This window comes from Epilithonimonas arachidiradicis (genome assembly GCF_003610695.1).
Classification (GTDB): Bacteria; Bacteroidota; Bacteroidia; order Flavobacteriales; family Weeksellaceae; genus Epilithonimonas; species Epilithonimonas arachidiradicis.
This window is the reverse complement of record NZ_RAQH01000001.1, coordinates 281,102-302,807: the sequence shown is the minus strand read 5'-3', so window position 1 is coordinate 302,807 and position 21,706 is coordinate 281,102. Positions and strand designations below refer to the sequence as shown.

Genomic DNA, 21,706 nt, shown 5'->3' with positions numbered 1-21,706 from the left:
CTTAGATTTTATCCGAAATTTTAAATGATTCCACATACTTTTTATAAAAGTTTAATTTATATATTTTTCCTTTTGTTTCTGCCTTTTCAAGCTTTTGCCATGACGCCAAAAGACTGCGAGAAAATGGTCATCAAGGCTGTGGAGGCGATGAACAAAAAGGAATTTGTAAAGTCGCTGCAAATCCTTAGCAAAACCAAAAAAATTGCGCAGGACAACCATTGGTATCGGGAAGAATTTCTGGCTGTCAACAACATCGGCGCCAATTACTATATGATGCTGGATTATGGCGAGGCGCTGAATAATTATTTGGATGCTTACAAAATTGCCGTTGCTCATTTAGATGAAAAATCGGAAATGACAGTTCTGAACAACATTGCGATTCTCTATTCCAGAGACAATAAAATTGATAAAGCCAAAGATTATTTTTCCAAAGCTTATGAATTAGCCGGAAAGGTTAACAACAACACTTCCAAAGGATTATATGCTATTAATCTGACTATTGTTTATAATGAAAAAGGCAATTACAAAACAGCCAAAAAATATATTGATGAGGCTCTGAAGCTGACTGCTGATTCGCCGTATTATCTACTGGCAAAGTCAACGTATATGGAAACATTGGTCAATCTCAAACAATATGATGCAGCAGAAAAAATAGCCAATGAACTGCTTCCGAAACTGAATGGTGTGGAATATGCCGAGTATAGAACGCAGGTTTATTATAATCTTTCAACAATTGCTGAGCAAAGAAATGACCTTCAGAAAGCGTTTCAATTTTTGCAACTGGCCGAGAAAAACAATCTCAACTTCGATTTTAAAGAAAATCTTTTCGAGAGATTCAGCGCGCTATACAAAAAAGCGAATAATATCGATCGCGCTGTGTCTTACAAAGATTCGATAATGGCTGTGAAAGATTCGGTAAATAGAATCAAAAACGGACAGCTTTTCGAGAACAGTAAAATCAAATTCGAGCTTCACAATTCGCAAAAGGATTTGGCAGAGAGCAAAGGTCAGCTGACCTCGCAACGTTCTTTTTTCATCAAAGGAATTTTGCTCGCTATTTTCATTGTTCTGATTATTTTCTGGGCCTTGAGAAACAGCATCGTCAAAAACAAGCAGCAGAAAATCATTGAACAGAATAACGCAGAAATTGCCAAACTGGAACTCGAAAAAGAAAAAAAGAATAAGGAAATCCTTGAAAATCAATTAAAAGAAAAAGAGGTTCTGGCTCTTCTGGAACAGGAGAAATTCAAAAACGAACTGGAAGCCAAGAACAGAAAACTCACTACTAAAGCACTTCAACTCTCGACAAAAATCGAATTGATTGATGACCTCATCAAAACTTTGTCCCGAGAATCTGATGATTTGAAAAATGTGGACCTCAGTAATATCATTCAGCAATTTAAAATTCTCCAGAAGCAGACACACGAGGAAGAAAGTTTTCTGGTTCACTTTGAAGAGGTGAATCAGGGTTTTATCAACAAACTGAAACAGCTGCATCCAGACCTTAATTCCAATGACATCAGATTCCTGTCTTATGTATATATGAACCTTTCTATGAAAGAAATCTCAATTATTTTCAACATCACGCCGGAAGCCTGTCGCAAACGAAAGGAACGGATTGTTAAGAAAATGGGATTGGACGAGAATATTGACCTATATCATTATATAACAGTTATTTAGCGAAAATGTCACGCTTTTTCTAACGGAACGTCCTACTATTTCTGCATTAATTTTTTGTATTGCTAACATTTATCATAACATTTGTTTGATAAAATTAGATATATGAAATCGCCGTGATTTGGAAATTAAACTCCAATTAACAATTGAGCGATTACATAAGGCAATTAAAAAATCAAAATTTACTTATGAAAAAATTTACTCTTTTAGCGGGATTTTTATTGGCGCTTTTTACCAATGAAACAGATGCACAAGTTCAGGTTTTGGGCAAAAATGAATTCGGGAGGATTTTTGAGGTGACATACAGCACTGTTGAACAAAATACCATTTATGCAACAACGATTACCAACCATATTGTGGTTTCTAAGAACAATGGCGTTTCCTGGGAAGTCTTTTATTCGGTTCCAACGGAAATCGGAAATATTACCAAACTGAATATTAGCAAAAATGGCTCTTTCCTAACATTTTCTACTTTGAAGAACGGAATTGGTGAAGTTCACATTTTTGACATTGCTACCAAAACGATTACGAGAACCTTCTCGATGCCAAATTATTCAGAAGGCGCTTATGTTTCGGCTTATAATTTCTTTGGCGACGATCAAGACAACCTGATTGTGAGTTCGCAATTTCCTTTGGGTTTCGGAACTGCCAACCGGGTTTTCACTACCGATGACGGCGGACAAAACTGGAAAGAAATCTATTATTCTATGGATAATAACAATATTATCACCAGTTACGTCGCCTTCAACCCGGCTGATAAAAACAAAGTCTATATTGCAAACGGCAACGGTAGCCAAGGTGTTTATGGCGGTTTGATGATTTCTGATGACGGTGGTAATACTTTCGCTACAAAGCTTGAAGGAAGTGTTCTCGCAACGCTGGAATTCAACCCGAATAACCCGAACGAAATCTACGTTGGGACAGGAATCAGCTTTGGAGCGAGTCCGGAAAAACTGCATCATTCTACAGATGGCGGCGCAACTTGGGAAGACAAAAATATCACCTGGGGAAGCAATGGAATTCTTAACAACATTATTGATATTAAATATAACCCACTGGATAACAACCACATCATTGTTTTAGAAGAAGATGAAATTGTAACTTCTAAAGACGGCGGTGCAACCTGGCAAAATGTAGAATATCCTTATGATAATCTGGATAGCTATTATTATGGAATCAAAGCCAGCTTCAACCCGTTCAAGGCTGGAGAATTGTTTATTACAGCGAATTACAAACCATTATTCTCCGTAGACAACGGAACGACGCTGACGCAGATTCAGACGCCGTTTTTCAGTTCGACCGGAAGAGTAACATTGTTCGAAAAAGACAATTCGAAACATCTTTTTTATAGTGTTCAGAATGGCTTTGTCCACAGAAATCTGGCTGATAATTCTGAGAATGCTTTTGACATTCAGCCTCTTAATGTTTTTACTAATAATAATGGACCGGCTTACATTCCGGATTCTAAAAAAGAAGGCAGAGTTTATTCTTACAAAGGCGGATTTTTGGGCTCAACTTTGGCGGTGAGTGATAATTTTGGCGCTGATTTTTCTCCAATTTTTGAAACATTCACAAGTGGATTAACCAATATCATCCCTGATCCACAGGTTAGCAATCAGATTTATGCAACATTCAACAATTGGGACCAAGGCGAATTGGATAAAATCAACTTCAACAATCCGAGTGATATTGTTGTGACCAACATTCCGCTTCCAACTCAAGGTACAGTTTACAAAATTCTGCATCCGAACAATATCTCTGATGAGTTTTTCATTTTGGTAGGCTCAGAAATTTATAAAACAACCAATGGCGGAACAGATTGGACAGCAGTTACCATTGACGCTAATTTCCCATTTGATGCTGTAGTTTTTGATATTTCTCAAAATCCTAAGAATACAAATCAGTTGGCTCTCGCAACCTCACAAGGTGTTTTTGTCTCAAGTGATAAAGGCGTAACATGGAATCAAGTGTCAGATTTTGTAGCCTTCAAGGTGGATTATTCTGATGTTAATAACGGCGTTCTTGTAGCGGCAACCTATACGTCAATGTACACGACTTTCAATATTTTCTATTCCGTGGACAATGGCACTAACTGGAAAAATGTTGATCGTGATGATTTGCTACAAACCGAAACTAATTCTATCTCGGTTGATTTCTCAGACAAGAAAGCCTTCATTTACATTGCGTCTGCAGATTTGGGATTGTTAGGCTATAATTTGAATTTGGACGTTTTAGCAACCGGCGAAGCTTCCGGAGACAAAGCAAAAGTGCTGGTTTACCCGAATCCGGTTGTTGATGTTTTACACGTTGATAACAAGAATCTGAAATCTATTGCACTTTACAGTATGGAAGGTAAAAAACTAGTGGAAACTCAATCCAACGAACTAAATGTTTCCAAACTTCCAAAAGGTGTTTACGTGCTAAGAATCGTAACATCTGACAACAATATTGTCAGCAAAAAAATCATCAAAAAGTAATAGTTAGTAAAAATGAATTGATGAAAAATTAATTGGAAAAGCTTCTCAAATTGAGAGGCTTTTGCTTTTTAAAGCTTTCTAAAAATTAAGTAAATTCCTCAAGATCAAAACCTAAGATTTTTCCAATTTCTAAAAAGCCGGGATTCACATTCAGACTTGCATCGATGGAAATATCTTCTTTGGTAATTGGGTGCTGGAAATTAAGCTGATGCGAATGCAAAGGCATTGCAGTCACGTTAAACGTATTCAACCACAATTTATTCTGCTTGTTGCAACCGTGTTTTCTGCAACCTAAAATCGGATGCAAAATATGTTTGAAATGCTTTCTCAATTGATGAAATCTACCCGTTTCGGGAATCGCTTCTACCAAAGAATAACGGGAAGTCGGATGTTTTAGAAATGGTAAATCTATTTCGGAAATCATCAGTCGTTTGTAGTACGTAACTGCATTTTGAACGATTTCATTTTCATTGGTCAAATCGTAATCAATCGTTTCTTCCTCTTTTGTCCAACCACGCAGAATCGCCAGATATTTCTTCTCAACTTCGCGATTCATAAACTGGTCACTTATTAATTTTAGGGTTTCTTTATCAAAAGCAAATAGCAAAACACCCGATGTTTTCCGGTCGAGACGATGAACAAGATGAACCTTTTTGTCAATTTGACTCTTCAATTTATCTACCGCATATTCATCTGCCGGGCCGGCATATTTTGACTTATGAACCAAAAGTCCGCTCGGCTTGTTGATGGCGATAAGGTAGTCGTCTTGATAAAGAATGTCTAACATTGGGCAAAAGTAGAGATTTTCTCCATAATCTATTTGCTGTGTAAATTTTGCTTTTAGAATAGTTGTAGTGAATTTTTATCCTGCAATTGAGTTTCATATCATATTTAAATTTCTATTTTTGAGAAATTTTTAAAACTAATCTATGAAACAATCAATTTTAATTCTGACGGTGATTCTTAGTCAATTATCTTTTGGGCAGGTAAGCTACCAGAAAAATAAACTGATAAAAGACGGCGTTAAGTATAAGTTCTCAAAGTACGAAGACGTGTTTACAAAACCTGACGCAAGAGACTATTTCAAAAAAGCAAGAACTAATAAAACAGTTGGTGAAATCTTTGCTTACACAGGCGGATTTACGCTTGGTTTTGGCATCGGAAGGTTATTGGCAGGAGGCAACAAAACCGCCTACGTCAATGGTGTGAAACAAACTTGGAAAGCAGAGTCTAAAGGCTGGGGCTTAGTTGCTGCCGGCGCAGGTCTGATAGGAATCGGTATTCCATTTGCTCTTGCTGCCGACAAAAATGCAAAAAAAGCAGTAGCAATAGAAAATGGGGAATCGACAGCTTTCAGACCGTATTTCAAAATAGAAAGTGCAGGTAATGGCGTTGCGATGAGTTACAATTTTTAAAAGTCTTTCAATCTCCATATTTGGAAACTCCGCCTAGTGAAGTCGGAGTTTTTCTATTGTGCGCCAGCTGCGCAAGTGCGGAGGGCATTGTTAGAGCTCCTGCGCCTTAGACGCAGAGCGACTTCCCGTAGAACGACCCGCTTGTTTCGGTTCGGGAAAAGCGTTGGAGAAACAAAGGGATGCGCCCAAATCCTATAAAAATGAATACGAAAAATTTGCTGTAAAATTCCTACTTTTGCACTTCAATTCAACATAAATTATGGCAAAGCAAGAAGATGTTTTCAAAAAAGTGGTTTCCCACGCTAAAGAATATGGTTTTATTTTTCCTTCCAGCGAAATCTATGACGGACTTTCGGCCATCTACGATTACGGGCAGAACGGCGCGGAACTGAAAAATAACATCAAACAATACTGGTGGAAAGCGATGGTTCAGCTGAACGAAAATATCGTGGGGATTGATTCTGCTATTTTTATGCACCCAACCATCTGGAAAGCTTCCGGACACGTGGATGCGTTCAACGACCCGTTGATTGACAACAAAGATTCTAAAAAACGTTTCCGTGCGGATGTTTTGGTGGAAGATTACTGCGCCAAAATCGAAGACAAGGAAAATAAAGAAATAGAAAAAGCGGCAAAACGTTTTGGTGACGCTTTCGACAAAGCTGAATTTGTAGCAACCAATCCTAGAGTTTTGGAGTACAGAGCAAAAAGAGAGGCTATCCTTTCCAGACTGGCAAAATCTCTTGAAAAAGAAGACCTTGCCGATGTCAAAGCTTTGATTGAGGAATTGGAAATTGCTGACCCGGACACTGGTTCTAAAAACTGGACGGAAGTGAGACAATTCAATCTTATGTTTGGGACAAAATTGGGTGCTTCTGCAGATTCTGCAACGGACCTTTACTTAAGACCAGAAACTGCTCAAGGTATTTTCGTGAATTATCTTAATGTTCAGAAAACTTCTCGTTATAAACTGCCTTTCGGGATTGCTCAGATCGGTAAAGCATTCCGAAATGAGATTGTTGCGAGACAGTTTATTTTCCGAATGAGAGAATTTGAACAGATGGAAATGCAGTATTTCGTTCCACCGGGAACGGAACTGGAATTCTACGAGCAGTGGAAGAAAACACGTCTTAACTGGCACTTGGCGCTTGGTTTAGGAGAGGACAATTACCGTTTCCACGACCACGAAAAACTGGCGCATTATGCCAATGCTGCTGCTGACATCGAATTTAATTTCCCATTCGGATTCAAAGAATTGGAAGGAATCCACAGTAGAACTGACTTTGACCTTTCGGCTCATGAGAAATTCTCTGGCAGAAAGATCCAGTATTTTGACCCGGAAAGAAATGAGAATTATGTGCCTTATGTTGTAGAAACATCGGTTGGTCTGGACAGATTATTCCTGGCGATTTTCTCCAACTCACTGAAAGATGAAGTTTTGGAAGATGGTTCGGAAAGAACTGTTTTGAGCCTTCCGCCGGCTTTGGCACCTGTAAAAGCAGCAATTCTTCCATTAGTTAAAAAGGATGGACTACCTGAATTTGCCGATAAGATTTTCAACGATCTGAAGTTCGATTTCAATGTGATTTTTGAAGAGAAAGACAGTATCGGAAAACGTTACAGAAGACAGGATGCGATTGGAACGCCTTTCTGCATCACTGTTGACCACGATTCTCTGAACGACAACACTGTAACCCTTAGATACAGAGATACAATGCAACAAGAAAGAGTTCCGGTTTCTGAACTGAGAAGGATTATTGATGAGAAAGTGAATTTTAGGACTTTGCTTTCTAAGATTTAAGTCTTTGAGAGCCTCAGACTGACAAATCTTATATAAAATAAAAATCCTGAAATTAGTTTCGGGATTTTGTTTATTTTTAATACAAATTAATTAACCTATGAAAAAAATATTTATTTTTAATTTCCTATTAACGCTTAATCTTGTTTATTCTCAATCTTGGACTTGGGGAATTAAAGCTACTGGAACGTCCCAAAACTATAATGCAATTGATTTGAAAGTGGATGGCGATGGGAATATGATTCTTGCAGGATATTATAGATTAAATTTCAGTTTAGGTAATTTTTCTATTTCTTCTCCTGATGATTATTACAGAGATATTTATCTTGCAAAAATTAATTCGAATAAAGAGGTTCTTTGGCTTAAAAGTATAGACGGAGGAGGAAGTTATGGAGACAAAATAACCGTAGAATCTGATGATAATGGGAACTATTACCTATCAGGACAAATTGACAGTAAAATCTTTATCGCAAAATATGATTCTAATGGCAATGAATTGTGGCTTAATAACTTTAATAATGAGAACTACGGTTATGGCACAGCCATATCATTCGATGAACAAGAAAATATATATCTAGCTGGAGGACGTGGAGACACATTTTTTTTGGCTAAACTAAATCCTAATGGTGAAACTGTTTGGAAAAAGTCGAATAGATATAATTATTCCGATGCTATTTCTATTTCTGATATTGACGTTGATCGTTTTGGAAATATTTATTTGATCGGGATTTTTGCTGCTGATACGATCACTATAGACAGATTTACATTAACAAATGATGCTGGCGGTTATGATGATATGTTTTGGAGTAAAATTGATACAGACGGTAATTTTCTCTGGATAAAATCCTCGACAGGAAGAACGTATAGATCTCCAAAAATATCTTTAACACATAGTAATGAAATAGTTATATCCGGAACTTATCGCGAGACCTTAAAGCTCGATAATGTAGTTATTAATTCTTACAAATGCTGTGGTTATTCTACACCTTTTATTGCAAAACTTGATTCTAATAATAATCCTGTTTGGATAAAAAATGGAAGCCGATATTCTTTTAACTATGATTTTTCTTCCAATTATGTAGACATGAAAACAGATTTTTCTGGTAATGTTTATTTAACAGGAAGTTATTATGATAATGGATATAATGTTTTTTTTGAAAAATTTGACAACAATGGAGATTTTAAATTTAGAAATGATATTCGCAATGATAGTGGTTACTTTTCTCATGCATTGGATATAGACAATCTCGGCAATTTGTACTATGCTGGTTATAATTACCGAGAAAACTTTATAAATTACAATGTTTATTCGCCTCCTTTGTCCGCAGGAATTGGACAATTCAATACCAATGCCCCTACTTTTAACAAAATCAAAAAACCTATTGTTAATGGAAATAAGCTATTGTGTACTAATGATAATTCTTTAAATTTTTCAGCAATTGGTGAAAACATTAAATGGTACTCTGATTCACAATTAACTAATTTACTTGGTTCCGGTAATTCTTTTAATTTGAATTATATTAATGATACAAAAATATTTGTGACTCAAACTATCAATAATATAGAAAGCTGGCCAAGAGTTGTTGATGTAAAGAAATCCGATTTAAATATTAATAATATCAATTTACAATATAATTCTCCTAGACTTTCTGTTATTAACAATTCTGAATATTCATATCAATGGTATTATAACAATGTATTAATTACAAATGCTAATACATATTATATTGATGTTGAGAATGAAAATAATTATTTAGATTATAGCGTTGTTATAAGCCAAAGTAATTGCTCTGTTACAGTCGACACAAATATTCTTGGATTAAATGAAAATAAAATAGAAAACTACACTATTTATCCAAATCCTGTGATAGACAATTTTAGTCTAAACATTCCAAATAATACTGATATAATATCTATTGATGTAATAGATTCAAGTGGAAAATTAGTAAAATCATTTGACAAAAATTCAAAATACAATATTTCAAATATTCCTACTGGTAAATATTATGTACTAGTAAAAACAAAAGCTGGAAATAATATAATTTCCATTATAAAAAAATAAAATAAAATAATCCCGACATTTGAGTTCGGGATTTTTTATTTTAAACGATGACTCAACCAATTATCTTTTCCGCAGAAATCCAGCAGCACCAAGACATCAATGCTGCCTTTATCAATTTTCCTTTTGATACAATTGAATTATTTGGAAAAAAAGGACAGGTTAAAGTCAAAGTTCTGCTTGATGATAAAGTGGAATACAGAAGCAGCCTTGCCAATATGGGCGGCGGTTGTCACAGATTGGGATTGACTCAAGCGATTAGAATAGAATTAGGAAAGACATTTGGAGATATTGTTGAAGTTAAGCTTTGGGAAGACAAAGAAGAACGAATTGTTATTGTTCCCGATGATGTTCAGGCATTACTTAATCAAAACGATAAAGCGAAAGAATTCTATGATAAAATGTCTTACACGCACAGGAAAGAATATATCCGTTGGATAGAAGATGCTAAAAAAGAAGAAACGCGCGAACGCCGGAAAATCAAAATGATAGAAATGCTTCTGGAAGGTAAAAAAGGGATTTAAAATTTTAAATCCCTTTTCTTTTTATTTCACTCTCACCAAATGCATCACCTGATTATCCTGAGAAATCAGAAGCGAATCGCCTTTGGTTTCAGCGGAAATGGTATTTCTTTCATAGAATTCTCCCTCTGCAGTTTTCTTTTTGAAATCTAAAACAAACTTGTTATTATTAGCTTCCAAAATAATGGTTTTTGATTTCCCATTATCCGTAAAAGTAGCTTTGGCTCGACTTCCATCCCCAGCTTTATAAGGAACCGAATATTCCTGTACTTTCTTACCGTCCACAGTTTTCTCCATAGAAGTTGTTGTGACGCTATCGATTTTCCCGTTCTCATCAGTAACAGTTGTTTCTGTGGAATAAGATTCGGAAGTCATTTTAGTATCATTTTTTTTGCAGGAAACTAATGCTAAAGCAGCTACAAAGCCAGAAATTAACGTGTATTTTTTCATAGTTATAAAGGTTTTAAATGAGTGATTTTTGTATCAAATTATTGTCCAAAAACAAAAAATCCCGAAACTAATTTCGGGATTTTTATCATAATAATTGCAATTTTACTTTTTCAGGGATTTGATTCCCATTTCGAACAATGCAAAACTCAAAAGATCAGCATTTTCGCCAATCACCTGTTCTGTAGAACGTCCTGCACCATGACCTGCATTTTTCTCGATTCTTAACAAAATTGGATTGTTACAAGCTTGTTTTTCCTGCAACTCAGCTCCAAATTTGAAAGAATGCGCAGGCACAACTCTATCATCGTGGTCACTTGTGATGATCATTGTCGATGGATAACAAGTTCCTGCTTTCACTTGATGAACCGGAGAATAAGACTTCAGATATTCGAACATTTCTTTGCTGTCTTCTGCTGTTCCATAATCATAAGACCAACCAGCGCCAGCTGTGAATTTATTATATCTCAGCATATCCAAAACCCCAACACCAGGGAAAGCTACTTTTGCCAGATCCGGTCTCATTGTCATCGTCGCACCAACCAAAAGTCCACCATTGGAACGCCCGGAAAGCGCCATAAATTCTTTTGATGTATAACCTTTCGACTGCAAGTATTCTCCAGCAGCGATGAAGTCATCAAACACATTTTTCTTCTGTTGCTTGGTTCCTGCATTGTGCCATTTCTTTCCATATTCTCCACCACCTCGGATATTCGGAACAGCATAGATTCCGCCATTTTCCATCCAGATGGCATTCACAACAGAGAAACTTGGTTGAAGGCTGATGTTGAATCCTCCGTAAGAATAAAGAATGGTTGGATTTTTCCCATCAAGCTTAGTTCCTTTTTTGTAGTTGATCATCATCGGGATTTTGGTTCCGTCTTTCGAAGTGTAGAAAACCTGCTCGGAAACATAATCTTCCGGATTGAATTTCACTTTTGGCTTCTGATAAACTTCTGATTTTCCGGAAGCTACATTATATTTATAAATCGTTCCCGGCGTAATGTAGTTGGTAAATGAATAATAGATATCCTTATCTTCTTTTTTACCTCCAAATCCGGAAACCGTTCCTTTTCCCGGCAAAGCAATTTCTCTGACCAATTTTCCTGTCTTATCAAATTGCTTCACAAGGCTAATCGCATCTTTCATATATTTCCCGAAGAAATAGCCGCCAGCTTCAGAAACGCTTAAAACATTTTCAGTTTCAGGAATAACATCTTTCCAGTTTTCAGGACTTGGATTTTTGATGCTCACTTTCACCAAACGCATATTCGGAGCATCTTTGTCTGTGAAGATGAAAAGGTCATCGCCTTGTGTATCCACAATATCGGCATTAATGTCAAATCCTTTGTTGATCTGTACAAAGTCACCTCCATTTTTCAAATCCTTGATATAAAGCTCATTGCCATTGGTAGCATTAGCCGCTGAAATAATCAGGAATCTTTGGTCTTCGGAAACGCCTGCAGAAAGATATCTTCTTGGCGTTTTTTCGCCACCGAAAATTAATTGGTCTTCGGATTGTTTTGTTCCTAATTTGTGGAAATAAACTTTGTGCTTATCCGTCATTCCGGAAAGAACGGTTCCTTCTTTCGGCTTATCATAGCTAGAGTAATAGAAACCTTCATCACCTTTCCACGCAATCCCACTGAATTTCACGTCAACAATCGTTTCATCGATTTGTTTCTTAGAAATCGCATCGATGATGATGATTTTGTTCCAATCGCTTCCACCTTCGGAAATAGAATAAGCGGCAAGGTTGCCTTTTTTGTTAAACGACAAATTCGAAAGTGAAGTCGTTCCTTTATCAGAAAAAGTATTCGGGTCAAGGAAAACTTCAACGTTTTTGGTTTTATTATTGGTTCTATAAAGCACAGATTGCGCCTGCAAACCATTATTTTTAGAATAATAAGTATAATCGCCTTCTTTGAACGGTGCTGATATTTTTTCGTAGTTCCATATATCTCTCAATTGATCTTTAATCGTTTCTCTGAAAGGGATTTTGGAAAGATAATTTTGGCTAAATTCTACTTGGTCATCAACCCAAACTTGAGTAGCATCAACATCATTTTCTAAGTAACGATAAGGATCTGGAACTTTTTCACCAAAGTAAGTGTCTACTTGATCATCTTTTTCTGCTTCAGGATATTTAATTTTTGTCATAGATTGAGCTTGGGCACCAACATAAAAAACAACGGCTGCTGTTGCAAAGATTGATTTTACTTTCATTTTTAATTTTTTGAATGGTCTCAAAAATAGTGAAATTCTTCAACAATTAAGGCATCCTTACTCTGGCACACTTCATTTTGTAATACGTTTTATCAAAAAAAATAACGAGAGCAGATACTTTCTACTCCCGTTCTAATTTTTATTTGATGATAAATGCTTATTTAGGAAATCACGCCACTTCCAATCAATTCATCATCGATATACCAGGCTGCAAATTGTCCTTCAGCAATTGCAGATTGAGGATTCTCAAATTCCATAAAAAAGCCATCTTCGAATTGATAAATCGTAGCTTTCTCCAAAGTCTGGCGATAACGGATTCTTGCCAAAACATCCATAGATTCTCCGTTTTTTAGCCTCAAATCTTCACGAACCCAATGCACTTCTGAGTTGTCGATTTTCAAAGCACTGCGGAAAAGTCCAGGGAAATTTCTTCCTTCTCCTACGAAAATAATATTGTTTTCCATTTCTCTGGAGATGATGAAACAACTCTCTTTGTGTCCGCCGATTCCTAAACCTTTACTTTGTCCGATAGTAAAGAATTGCGCACCCTGATGTTTGCCAATCACTTTTCCATCTTCTTTTTTATAACTGATTTTTGCCGACAGATATTCCAGTTCTTCTTGTTTTGAAGAAAAGTTTGGTTGAGGTTTATGATATTCAGCAAAATCATTGAAGATTTCTACAATTTCGCCTTCTTTCGGAACCAATTGCTGCTGAAGAAAAGTTGGCAAACTCACTTTTCCGATGAAACAAAGCCCTTGTGAATCTTTTTTATCAGCCGTCACCAAACCTTGTTCTTTCGCAATTTCGCGAACTTCAGGTTTCGTCAATTCTCCAATTGGGAACAACGCTTTTGATAATTGGTCTTGACTCAACTGGCAAAGGAAATAACTTTGGTCCTTATTATTATCTTTCCCAGCTAAAAGATGAAAAATCTCTTTTCCATTTTCATCAATTGTTGAATGAACTCTGGCATAATGTCCAGTGGCAACTTTCTCAGCGCCAAGCGACAGAGCTGTTTTCATAAACACATCGAATTTCACTTCTCTGTTACAAAGTACATCGGGATTGGGCGTTCTGCCTTTCTGATATTCATCGAACATATAATCTACAATTCTTTCTTTGTAGAGTTCGCTCATATCAATCACCTGAAACGGAATTCCTAATTTTTGTGCAACGAGAAGCGCATCATTACTGTCTTCTATCCAAGGACACTCGTCCTCCAAAGTTACCGACGCATCATTCCAGTTGCGCATAAAAAGTCCGATAACCTCGTGACCCTGCTGTTGCAAAAGATAAGCGGTCACGCTAGAATCTACGCCTCCGGAAAGGCCAACTACTATTTTCATTTGATTTCAATTTTACGAAACTCTTGACGGGAGTTCTTAGTTTGATGGCGCAAAAATACGATTAAAATATTCGCCAAAAAACCATAATTTTAGACATTGAGAAAATCGATAGTATGAAATAAGCGATAATTAATTTTAATTTGGGCAACTATTCCGCCTTCCACTCCCGCTATTTTTGCCATCGCTTTTCCAGCTACAAAAAATGAGCTCCGTTCAAATCGAGGAACGAGATTCATCGATTCAAATAAAAAAAATAGAAAGTATGAGATAAGTCGGGTTGCGAGCAATTCGGTTTTTCAATTTAAATTGATAACATTAAAACTCAAATATTATGAAAAAACATTTCACTGTATTATTGATGATGATTAGCTTTTGGTCGTTCTCTCAAATTGCAATGAGTTCCGGAACTCAAACCAATCGATGGACTTTCGGAGGTGGTTTGGGAGTTGGTTTCGGAAGCAATTCTTATTTCAACCTGCAGGTTTCACCAAGAGTAGGTTACAAAATCACAGACCAATTAGAAGGTGGAATCATAGGAAACGTTTCTTGGCAAACTTCTGATTATTACAAATCAACAATGTTTGGTGTTGGCCCTTTTGCGAATTATTATTTTGCACGTTCGTTTTTTGTAGGCGCCAATCTTCAGCAATATTTCATCAATTCGAAAGAAAAATTCTCAGGTTATAAATTTGATACAGACGAAACTGCGCTTTACCTTGGTGGTGGTTATATGCAGAGTTTAGGAAACAATGCCTATGCACAATTTGGAATAATGTACAATGTGCTTTGGAAAGAGAGAAGCAGTATTTTCAGTACCGGATTTATTCCTAGCGTTGGATTTGTGATAGGACTATAAAAAAAGAACCCTCTTTATTATCACCATTTGTGTTTAGAAATATTAAGAGGGCTCTTGTAAGAGACTGCAAATGTAAAAGGAAAAAATGAAGTAAAAATTTACATTTGTTAATTTCCGCGTAAAATTCTCTTTTTTATTCTACTTAGAGATACCGGCGTGATTCCCAAAAGAGAAGCGATATATTTTGAGGGCACTTTTTGTAAGACAGCCGCATTTTCTTCGAGGTGTTTTTGGTAGCGCTCTTCGGGGTTAAGAAGTACAAAATCTTCTATGTTTTTCAAAAGAATGCCTATCATCATAAGAAACATATCAGCCCTTAAATTGTTAATTGTAATGCTCTGTTGTGAACCGAGATGTATTGCGTCGTAAGTGAGTTCAAAAAGCTCTGTTTCTCCAATAGACTGATAAAAATATCTGGAGGGTTGGTTGTAAATAATTCCGTCGTAGTTACCGAAAAAACTTTTTTTGTTGTGAAAAAGAATGGTTTTTTCTGTACCATTATCAGACAAATGATAAACACGGACAATGCCACTCTTGATGAAATAAACTTTCCGATTATTATCTCCGGGTCTGATATAGATTTCACCAGATTCAAATGTCCTTAATTTGGTATATGGCGAAAGAATTTCTACATCTTCCACTGTGATGCCGGGAATATTTTTCAGCAAAAATTCTTTTGAAGATTGTTCCATAGATACATAAAAAGGCCACCTTTACAGGTGGCCGCTATAGTTTTGAATGTGAATTATTTTACACTTTCTTTTTTCTCTTTCAGAGTTTCTCCTTCCAATCCATCTTTGGCCTCATTGACTTTAAGTACAACCTTTTGCCCTTCACTGAATTGTTTGTTGACCAACATCTCTGCTAACAAGTCCTCGATGTATTTTTGGATGGCTCGTTTCAGCGGTCTTGCGCCGAAATCTTTGTCCCAACCTTTTTCAGCGATGAAATCTTTAGCCTCATCTGTCAGTTCAACTTTATAACCCAATTTCTCGAGTCTGCTGTAAAGTTTTCCTAACTCAAGGTCGATGATTCTTCTGATATCTGTTTGCTCAAGAGAATTGAAAATAATGATATCATCGATTCTGTTCAGGAATTCCGGAGCGAAGGCTTTTTTCAATGCACTTTCGATGGTTGACCTGGCTCTTGCATCCGAATTGGTTTTCTTCGCATTAGTTCCGAATCCAACGCCGTCACCAAAATCTTTCAAGTCTCTGGTTCCAATATTGGAAGTCAGGATGATAATCGTATTTCTGAAATCGATTTTTCGTCCAAGAGAATCTGTTACGTGACCTTCATCCAAAATTTGCAATAAGATATTGAACACATCTGGATGCGCTTTTTCAATCTCGTCCAAAAGCACTACTGCGTAAGGTTTTCTTCTAACAGCTTCTGTTAATTGCCCGCCTTCTTCGTATCCAACGTATCCCGGAGGTGCACCAACCAATCTTGAAACAGCAAATTTCTCCATATACTCACTCATATCAATTCGGATCAATGCTTCATCAGAATCGAATAATTCACGAGCCATTACCTTCGCCAATTCGGTTTTACCAACACCTGTTGTTCCAAGGAAAATGAATGTTCCGATAGGTCTGTTCGGATCCTTCAATCCGGCTCTGTTTCTTTGAATTGCTTTTACGACTTTCTTAACTGCGTCTTCCTGGCCAATTACTTTTCCATTAAGCTTTTCGTCCATCTGAGCCAGTTTATCCAGTTCGTTTTTGCCAACTTTTGTTACAGGAACGCCGCTCATCATAGAAACAACTTCAGCAACGTTTTCCTCGGTTACTTCCTCTTTTTTCTCCTTCACATCTTTGTCCCATTGTTCCTGCGCCAAATTAATTTCGATCTGAAGTCTTTCCTCTTCGTCTTTCAGTTTTCTGGCTTCCAGATAATCCTGTGCTTTTACAGCTTGCTGCTTTAGTTCTTTTACTTCTTCGATACGTTTTTCGTGATCGATGATTTCTGTAGGAACTTTCATATTCTTAATATAAACTCTTGATCCGGCTTCGTCCATCGCATCAATCGCTTTGTCTGGCAAGAATCTATCTGTAATGTATCTAGCAGTCAGATTAACACAAGCACTAATTGCTTCATCGCTGTAATGAACATTGTGATGATCTTCGTATTTATCCTTGATCTGATGAAGTATTTGGATCGTCTCTTCAATAGAAGTCGGTTCAACCATTACTTTTTGGAACCTTCTTTCCAATGCGCCATCTTTTTCAATATACTGACGGTATTCGTCCAGAGTTGTAGCTCCGATGCATTGGATCTCGCCTCTTGCCAAGGCAGGTTTGAACATATTAGAAGCATCCAAACTTCCTGTAGAACTTCCTGCGCCAACAATGGTATGCAATTCGTCAATGAAGAGAATGACATCTCTGTTTTTTTCCAACTCCGTCATTATCGCCTTCATTCTTTCTTCGAACTGGCCACGATATTTGGTTCCGGCAACAAGACTTGCTAAGTCAAGTGTGATAACTCTTTTACCATAAAGAACTCTGGAAACTTTTTTCTGTTGAATTCTCAAGGCTAATCCTTCAGCAATTGCAGATTTACCAACACCAGGTTCCCCAATCAAAAGAGGATTGTTTTTCTTTCTTCTGGATAGAATCTGAGAAACTCTTTCAATTTCTTTTTCGCGACCGATAACTGGGTCTAATTTTCCGTCTCTTGCAAGAGCTGTCAAATCACGGCCAAAGTTATCCAAGGTTGGTGTTTTACTTTTCTGAGAACCAAGATTTCCCGTCGGCTTTTTCATTTGGCTGTAAGGTTCTTCTTTCTCATCATCGTCATCATAAGCACTGTTCTGAGGTAGCTGATCTGTATTCTTCAACAACGTTCTGTAGGCTTTTTGCACGGCATCATAATCGATGTCATAAGCCTGGAGAATGCTGGATGTGGGATCTTCCTGCTTGTAAAGAATCCCCAACAAAAGATGTACAGTATTGATATCAGCAGATTGATATTGGCGACATTCCAGCTCAGATCTTTTTACAGCCTGATCAGCCATTTTTGTGAAAGAAATACTTCCCATATTTGCTGTGAAAGGATTAGTGTTCACAGCACTTAAGGTTTCGATTTTTCTTTTTATCTGGGTGAGATCTGCACTAAGATTTTCGAGGATTTCTTTTGCAGAATTTTCGGTTTTGATAATTCCTAAAAGGAAATGTTCAGTATTCAGAAACTCACTCTGCAAACGCCGTGCTTCATTTTTGCTTTGTTTGAACACGCGGTTCAAACCGTCTGAAAATTTATAATCCATAATTAAAAATATTCACTAAGTTATGTTTTTTATAAACAATCCTACAATAATTAATTGTAAAATTTAAATATTTGGTTGCAAATTAATTGCCAACTGAAAAAACAGGACTTTCTGACATTAATTTTTTTATTGCTACGAAAAAATGTTTAGGTTTGTAATCCTCAAATCAATACAATGAATCATTGGGCAGAATACGTCGGATATCTGGCTTCAGCTTTTATAGTCGGGAGTTTCTTGTCAAAGAAGATCAAGGCTATCCGTACGATTAATCTTTTGGGTTGTATCTGCTTTGTAATCTACGGTTTATTCAATGGATTGCTTTGGCCTGTCATCATTCCGAATGCGCTTCTTGCATTGGTTCAGATTTATCAACTTATAAAAAACGATTAAGACGTGAAAGTTATTGTAAGTGTTTTTAATAATCTGTACACAGATCAACGTGTTGAGAAATTCTGCAAAACACTTTATGACAATGGTTATCAGCCTGTTTTGATCGGTAATAACTGGATGGGGACACCGGATATGGAACGCCCGTATCCGTTTGTCAGGATTGCTTTAAAATCAAAAAAATTGCGGTTTGCTTACATCGAGTTTCAGCGGAAATTGTACAAAGAAATTAAAAAATATGCTGACAATAAGACCATTTTATTAGCCAATGATTTGGAAACAATAATGCCAAATTATCTCATTTCTAAGAAATTGGGCATCCCGATCGTTTTTGACAGCCACGAGATTTTTACCGAAATGCCCACGATCCAAGGACGCTGGGTAAAAAATGTGTGGAAAAAAATTGAGAGTACTTTTGTTCCAAAAATCAGAAGAATGATCACAGCAAGCGATTCTTACGCCAATTGGTTTGTGAAGGAATATAAAATTAATAAACCAGTTGTTGTCAATAATTTTCCTAGAAAAATGGAATTTAGAGGTACAACTGAGAACTCAAAAAAAATCATTCTTTATCAGGGTTGGCTCAATTATTCACGAGGAATTGATAAAGCCATTCTTGCAATGCAATCGATTGAAAATGCAGAACTTTGGATTGCAGGTGGAGGACCAATGGAAAATGAATTTAAGGAAATTGCAATTCAAGCGGATGTTTTGGATAAGGTTAAATTTCTTGGAAAATTATCTCCGGATGATCTTCGGAAATTGACGCCTAAAGCTGATGTTGGAATCAGTATCGAAGAAAATAATGGACTGAGCTATTACTATTCTTTACCCAACAAAATCTCAGATTATATCCAATCCCGCGTTCCGGTTGTTATATCGGATTTTCCGGAAATGAAAAATATTGTGAAGACTTTTGGTGTTGGAGAAATCATAGACAATCATTCCCCCGAACATCTTGTGGAAAAACTGAAAATTGTTCTCGAAAAAGGAAAAGCTTCCTATCTTCATAATCTGAATGTTGCGGCTGACGAACTTTGCTGGGAAAATGAGGAAGGTAAAATCCTCAAAATATTCTCGGACTGCAAAAAAGAAATCGAAACACGACATTAACTTTTTCCCCTTTTTCTGATCTAAGGATTGCATAATTTTTGATTAATAATACTTCTAAAAATAAAGAATATGAGAGCTTTTGTTTTGATGATAAGTATGGTTTTGATGACCATCAGCTGTGGCAGCCAGATATATCTGGATCCGGCAACATTGAATTCCTCAATAGAAAATAAAGAATTTGACTTCAACGCTACCCGTGCATTTCCAACAAATTATGACGTCATCAATGTTCTGAACTCTATGCCTGGTTCTACTTCTACACGATTGATGAATCTTGACCCGGGATATGGATTCAATCTTAAAAAAGATTTGTTCAGTGTAGCCTTACCTTATTTTGGAAGAGCCTTCAATGTTAATCCTGGCGACGCAACAAAAGGCGGTTTGACTTTCGAATCTAAAGAATTCACAGTGAAGCAATCCACAAGTAAAAAAGGAAATACACTTTTGGTAATTACGCCAAGAGACCAAAGAGAAAATTATGTTTTCAATCTGGAAATTTTCAAAAACGGAAGCGCATTTCTGTCGATTCAATCCAATAACAGGCAACCCATCAGCTTTGACGGAAATATTTCGGCTCCGAAGTAATTAATTTCCCAATAATTTCTTAACAAAATCACTGGCTTCGGAACTTGGATTAGACAAAAGTTCTGAAGCATTTTTTTTATGTTCCTGGAAAGAACTTTCTAAGGAGTGGTTGTTTTTAGCTCTTTCAAGAATATATTCTCGCACCCAGAATTCAAATCTTTTTTGAGCCTGATTTTTTCTGGTTTCATGGAAAGTTCCATTTTTCGTTTTCAAAGAAATATAGTCCTCGACTCTATGAAAGATTTCATCAAGACCAGATTTTTCTAAAGCAGATCCAAGAATCACCGGAATTTTCCAATTTTTCTCTTTTGGAGTGATGAATTGCAATGCTCTAGTCAATTCGGTTTTCGTCATTTTAGCTTTTGAAAGATTCTCGGAATTGACTTTATTAATGAAAATTAAATCCGCCATCTCCATTATTCCACGCTTGATTCCCTGTAATTCGTCACCAGTTCCAATGACTTTCAGAAAAAGAAAAACATCCGTAATATCATTCACCAAAGTTTCACTTTGACCAACGCCAACGGTTTCAATCAAAATATAATTAAAACCTGCTGCTTCACAAATCAGCAAACTTTCAAAAGTGGTATTCGCAATTCCTCCCAGAAATCCGGAACTCGGACTTGGGCGGATAAACGCATTTGGATCTTTGGCCAATTCTTCCATTCTGGTTTTATCGCCAAGAATACTTCCTTTGTTGATCGAGGAACTTGGGTCAATTGCTAGAACAGCGACCTTTTTACCTTGTTCAATGGCATATTTTCCAAAGCTTTCTATAAAGGTAGATTTTCCAGCACCCGGAACACCTGTAATTCCGATTCGGATAGATTTTCCTGTAAATGGCAAAATTTCCTTCAGTAATTGATCCGCAATTTCCCGATGTTCAGGCTTTTTACTTTCAATTAGAGTAATAGCTTTTCCCAAAATCCTTTTATCAGAAGATTTGATTCCGGAGATGTAATCTTGTAAACTGATTGTTCTATTCATTAGGAATTTGGAATTATTACAAATTAGGATTTAGGTAATTTTCGGAATCTTATATTTTCTATTTTTGATAAGAATAAAATCCAAAAATATGAAAAAAACGATATATGCCTTATGTTTTGTAGGCGCAATTATCTATTCCTGTACAACAAAAACAGTGGCGACTTCTACGGCCTCTATCGACACCAGTGCAGAATACGTAGCTAAAGGTAAAACCGTATTTGACCAGCATTGCGGAAAATGCCACGGACTTCCGGAAGCTTCTGACCACACGCCGGAACAATGGAACAAGATCATCGCAAGAATGGCTCCGAAAGCAAAACTGAATTCTGATGAAACCAATTGGGTTCTGGCTTACGTAACGGTTAACGCGAAGAAGTAAATTTTGGGCAATCCCTCTCCAAGGCTTTAGCCAACGCTCGGGTCGGGCTATCCACTCATATCTTTTGCTTTTCCCAAGCTAAATCTTAGCCGAAAAGCAAAAGGATAACCGTTACTATCCCTATTGCGACCATTATTGCGTATAAAACAAAAGGAAACC

General features: G+C 36.7%; 18 protein-coding genes. 11 read left to right on the top strand and 7 right to left on the bottom strand.

All coding sequences use genetic code 11. The features are described from left to right. Positions 1 to 99 precede the first annotated feature (99 nt). Both BXY58_RS01445 and BXY58_RS01440 read left to right on the top strand, forming a co-directional pair. Positions 100 to 1,680 (top strand): tetratricopeptide repeat protein, encoded by a 1,581-nt coding sequence (locus BXY58_RS01445; RefSeq protein WP_170144175.1) that lies wholly within the window; start codon positions 100 to 102, stop codon positions 1,678 to 1,680. A gap of 185 nt (positions 1,681 to 1,865) precedes the next feature. Further along, entirely contained in the window at positions 1,866 to 4,154 is a 2,289-nt protein-coding gene (locus tag BXY58_RS01440) for a T9SS type A sorting domain-containing protein (RefSeq protein WP_120212024.1), read from the top strand. A gap of 85 nt (positions 4,155 to 4,239) precedes the next feature. On the opposite strand, the gene BXY58_RS01435 is transcribed toward BXY58_RS01440, so the two are convergent. Continuing rightward, on the bottom strand, positions 4,240 to 4,941 hold the full coding sequence (locus BXY58_RS01435; RefSeq protein WP_120212023.1) for a pseudouridine synthase: 702 nt from the start codon (positions 4,939 to 4,941) through the stop codon (positions 4,240 to 4,242). A 142-nt stretch (positions 4,942 to 5,083) separates the two neighbouring features. On the opposite strand from BXY58_RS01435, the gene BXY58_RS01430 reads away from it, so the two are divergent. The 4 genes from BXY58_RS01430 to BXY58_RS01415 all read left to right on the top strand — a co-directional run bounded on the left by BXY58_RS01430 (position 5,084) and on the right by BXY58_RS01415 (position 9,950). Next, positions 5,084 to 5,569 (top strand): hypothetical protein, encoded by a 486-nt coding sequence (locus BXY58_RS01430; RefSeq protein WP_120212022.1) that lies wholly within the window; start codon positions 5,084 to 5,086, stop codon positions 5,567 to 5,569. Positions 5,570 to 5,828: 259 nt separating this feature from the next. Then, positions 5,829 to 7,370: a glycine--tRNA ligase gene (locus BXY58_RS01425; protein ID WP_120212021.1), complete on the top strand. Its 1,542-nt coding sequence runs from the start codon at positions 5,829 to 5,831 to the stop codon at positions 7,368 to 7,370. A gap of 97 nt (positions 7,371 to 7,467) precedes the next feature. Beyond that, positions 7,468 to 9,429: a T9SS type A sorting domain-containing protein gene (locus tag BXY58_RS01420; protein ID WP_120212020.1), complete on the top strand. Its 1,962-nt coding sequence runs from the start codon at positions 7,468 to 7,470 to the stop codon at positions 9,427 to 9,429. Between the two features lie 47 nt (positions 9,430 to 9,476). Then, positions 9,477 to 9,950, top strand: coding sequence for a YdeI/OmpD-associated family protein (locus BXY58_RS01415; RefSeq protein ID WP_120212019.1), 474 nt, complete (start codon positions 9,477 to 9,479; stop codon positions 9,948 to 9,950). Between the two features lie 21 nt (positions 9,951 to 9,971). Here the strand turns inward: BXY58_RS01415 and BXY58_RS01410 are convergent, their stop codons facing one another. The 3 genes from BXY58_RS01410 to mnmA form a co-directional block, all read right to left on the bottom strand. Next, positions 9,972 to 10,397 (bottom strand): hypothetical protein, encoded by a 426-nt coding sequence (locus BXY58_RS01410; protein WP_120212018.1) that lies wholly within the window; start codon positions 10,395 to 10,397, stop codon positions 9,972 to 9,974. A gap of 102 nt (positions 10,398 to 10,499) precedes the next feature. After that, positions 10,500 to 12,620: a prolyl oligopeptidase family serine peptidase gene (locus BXY58_RS01405; RefSeq protein WP_120212017.1), complete on the bottom strand. Its 2,121-nt coding sequence runs from the start codon at positions 12,618 to 12,620 to the stop codon at positions 10,500 to 10,502. A gap of 161 nt (positions 12,621 to 12,781) precedes the next feature. Beyond that, positions 12,782 to 13,969, bottom strand: a complete 1,188-nt coding sequence (mnmA, locus tag BXY58_RS01400; protein WP_120212016.1) for a tRNA 2-thiouridine(34) synthase MnmA — start codon at positions 13,967 to 13,969, stop codon at positions 12,782 to 12,784. A 331-nt stretch (positions 13,970 to 14,300) separates the two neighbouring features. Here mnmA and BXY58_RS01395 point away from each other — a divergent pair, with 331 nt between their 5' ends. Further along, the gene (locus BXY58_RS01395) at positions 14,301 to 14,825 is read left to right on the top strand and encodes a hypothetical protein (RefSeq protein WP_120212015.1); all 525 of its coding nucleotides are present in this window, start codon (positions 14,301 to 14,303) and stop codon (positions 14,823 to 14,825) included. A gap of 107 nt (positions 14,826 to 14,932) precedes the next feature. On the opposite strand, the gene BXY58_RS01390 is transcribed toward BXY58_RS01395, so the two are convergent. Both BXY58_RS01390 and BXY58_RS01385 read right to left on the bottom strand, forming a co-directional pair. After that, complete coding sequence (locus BXY58_RS01390) at positions 14,933 to 15,517, bottom strand: Crp/Fnr family transcriptional regulator (RefSeq protein WP_120212014.1); 585 nt, start codon at positions 15,515 to 15,517, stop codon at positions 14,933 to 14,935. 53 nt (positions 15,518 to 15,570) lie between these two features. After that, complete coding sequence (locus BXY58_RS01385; protein ID WP_120212013.1) at positions 15,571 to 18,096, bottom strand: ATP-dependent Clp protease ATP-binding subunit; 2,526 nt, start codon at positions 18,094 to 18,096, stop codon at positions 15,571 to 15,573. 174 nt (positions 18,097 to 18,270) lie between these two features. Between BXY58_RS01385 and BXY58_RS01380 the strand changes: the two genes are divergently transcribed. The 3 genes from BXY58_RS01380 (at position 18,271) to BXY58_RS01370 (ending at position 20,181) form a co-directional block, all read left to right on the top strand. Further along, positions 18,271 to 18,486 carry a uroporphyrinogen decarboxylase gene (locus BXY58_RS01380; protein WP_120212012.1) on the top strand — a complete coding sequence of 72 codons (216 nt, stop codon included), beginning with the start codon at positions 18,271 to 18,273 and terminating at the stop codon, positions 18,484 to 18,486. Between the two features lie 3 nt (positions 18,487 to 18,489). Further along, positions 18,490 to 19,596: a glycosyltransferase gene (locus tag BXY58_RS01375; RefSeq protein ID WP_120212011.1), complete on the top strand. Its 1,107-nt coding sequence runs from the start codon at positions 18,490 to 18,492 to the stop codon at positions 19,594 to 19,596. Positions 19,597 to 19,665: 69 nt separating this feature from the next. Then, on the top strand, positions 19,666 to 20,181 hold the full coding sequence (locus tag BXY58_RS01370; RefSeq protein WP_120212010.1) for a DUF4251 domain-containing protein: 516 nt from the start codon (positions 19,666 to 19,668) through the stop codon (positions 20,179 to 20,181). Here BXY58_RS01370 and meaB read toward each other — a convergent pair whose 3' ends face one another. Beyond that, positions 20,182 to 21,168 carry a methylmalonyl Co-A mutase-associated GTPase MeaB gene (gene meaB / locus BXY58_RS01365; protein ID WP_120212009.1) on the bottom strand — a complete coding sequence of 329 codons (987 nt, stop codon included), beginning with the start codon at positions 21,166 to 21,168 and terminating at the stop codon, positions 20,182 to 20,184. It lies immediately after the preceding gene. A gap of 88 nt (positions 21,169 to 21,256) precedes the next feature. Here meaB and BXY58_RS01360 point away from each other — a divergent pair, with 88 nt between their 5' ends. Further along, complete coding sequence (locus tag BXY58_RS01360; protein ID WP_120212008.1) at positions 21,257 to 21,547, top strand: c-type cytochrome; 291 nt, start codon at positions 21,257 to 21,259, stop codon at positions 21,545 to 21,547. The last annotated feature ends 159 nt before the right edge of the window (positions 21,548 to 21,706 follow it).